Origin of the sequence: Eubacterium ramulus, assembly GCF_003122485.1 — a bacterium.
In the GTDB taxonomy this organism is placed as follows: Bacteria; Bacillota; Clostridia; order Lachnospirales; family Lachnospiraceae; genus Eubacterium_I; species Eubacterium_I ramulus_A.
Genome location: NZ_JRFU01000257.1, coordinates 1 through 1,827 on the forward strand (window position 1 = coordinate 1; position 1,827 = coordinate 1,827).

The following is a 1,827-nucleotide window of genomic DNA, read 5'->3' on the forward strand; positions in this document are numbered from 1 at the left end:
GCATGACGCGCACCTCGCAACAAGAATGCCGGAGCATTCTTGAATTATATAGAACCGTAGTAGCATGATGATTATCTGATATTAGTCGGAAAATATTCGTGTTACTGCGGTTTTTTGTTTATAAAAAATGACTGTTAATTTTTTACTAAAGCGAAGACACATTTTCTTGTTACGTAAATTGAGAACGCCTGTATTTTTTCTCAGAGAGCGATTGCTAGCGACCGAGACCAAATACAGGCGTTCGACTTAAAAACCTAAAAGATATAAAAATATAAAAACACTGGGGGCAATTTTAAAACTCTGTTTAAGACGCAATCCGGCGAACCGGTTTTGCAGTTCTGGAACCATGGGCGATCGGTTTCCATTCCACTTTCTTAAACATTGCAACAAATGCGATCGGAATATAAGTCAGCATATAAATCGGGAATGTGAACATATATCCGATTTTTTTATACCATGCCATATGCATGTGCTTCCATTCTGTCAGTGTTGTGTAGATACCAAGTACCAGCATAGCTGCGGATGTATTTACCGTAAACTTACCGACACAGAGCAGTGCTGAAACAGAATCCTGTGCTGTTAAAAGTGCCAGAATCGTCAATGTCAGTCCTGCAAAGGTGGCAACCATTGTCAGGATAAAGGCCGGAAGGTTGGACATCAGCATGTCGAAACAGGAGAAGCCGCCCTTTTTGCCAACTTTGGATAATAACTGTCTGCCGTATTTTTTGTATACCTGAAAATAACCTTTGACCCAGCGCATACGCTGATGCCAGGATACAGAAAATTTTGTCGGCTGTTCATCGAAAAACTCTGCGTGCTCACAGTAACCGATTTTTACACCATTTGCGATGCAGTCGGCGGTAAATTCAATATCCTCTGTTAAAAGGAAGAACTTCCAACCGTCATTTTTCTCAATCAGTTCACGGGAGATCATATAACCCGTTCCGGATACCATACAGCTGTTGCCAGTTCTCATTCTGCCACGGTTTAAAAATTGCGCTTCATGTAAGAACCAGAGACCATAACCGTGGGAAATCCAGTTGTCACCAAAGTTTTTGGAGTTACGGTAGCTTGTAACGGCGTCGTATCCATCGTTAAATGTCTTGTTCATTTCTGCTATGTAATTCTCATCCAGAAGATTATCTGCGTCAAAGATAAAGAATCCATCGTAATCTTCCAGATTGTCGCTGAGTGAAATCTGATCCAGTAAGTATTTTAAGGCATATCCTTTTCCAACCTGAATCCGGTTAAAACGTTCATATACATAAGCACCGTGTGCATAAGCAACTTCTGCAGTAGAATCCGTGCAGTTATCAGCAACAACGTAAATATCAACCAGTTCAGACGGATAATTCTGTGCGTGAATGCTGTCTAACAGTTCACCAAGGACATTTTCTTCATTTCTGGCTGCGATCAGTACTGCATAACGATGAAGCTGTAATGGTTTGTGGGGCTGCTCTTTCTTAATATAAGGTGCGATCAAGTAGATAATCTGATAAGCAAAACAGGCAATGAATGTAAATAAGATCGACCAGTTGATCACACGGGTGATTGTAACTAACATAATTGGTTCCTCCCTGTGCTTGTGTTTTCATTTTCGTTATACTCAATATATCAGCTAAATGTTAGGATTTACGGTGGCAATCATTAACAAATCCTTAAGAAACATGGTTGAAAAGATAAAGAAATGAATCGTTTCCATATTATATAAGTATAAGATTATATAAGGCGTGTGATAGAAGAATATCATTGATTCTTCAACCTAAATTTTGTTGTTAAAAATTCAAGAATGCTCCGGCATTCTTGTTGCGAGGTGCGCGTCATGCA

Annotated in this window: 1 protein-coding gene; it reads right to left on the minus strand. The window is 39.7% G+C overall.

Annotated elements, in window-relative coordinates; translation table 11 throughout:
- Positions 1–304: 304 nt before the first annotated feature.
- Positions 305–1,564: a glycosyltransferase family 2 protein gene (locus tag LG34_RS16355; protein WP_109217026.1), complete on the minus strand. Its 1,260-nt coding sequence runs from the start codon at positions 1,562–1,564 to the stop codon at positions 305–307.
- Positions 1,565–1,827 lie beyond the last annotated feature (263 nt).